The 274-nt window shown below is 51.8% G+C and carries 1 pseudogene; it reads left to right on the top strand.

Annotated elements, in window-relative coordinates:
* A pseudogene (locus ACFINA_RS09785) lies at positions 1–274 on the top strand (hypothetical protein); the annotation flags it as partial.

Genomic DNA, 274 nt, shown 5'->3' with positions numbered 1-274 from the left:
CGATGACGCGTGCGAATGGAGCGCAACAGGTAGCAGAAGAGGCAAAAAAAGTATCAGAAAGAGCGCTTAGCGAAGTTACCAAAACGGGTGAAGCGGTTACAGCAGCAACGACAGCGGCGAATACAGCCAAGCAGACAGCAGATGATGCCAAAGAACTTGTTGAGAGAGCGAATAATACGGTATCGCAAGCATTACAAACAGTGACGACGGCGACAACGACGGCGAATGAAGCCAAGTCGAGTGCAGAGGCAGCCGTACGCGGAGGAGAATCTCT

Source organism: Bartonella sp. AC10YNML, from assembly GCF_042196825.1.
GTDB lineage: Bacteria > Pseudomonadota > Alphaproteobacteria > Rhizobiales > Rhizobiaceae > Bartonella.
This window is presented reverse-complemented; position numbering and strand designations above follow the sequence as displayed.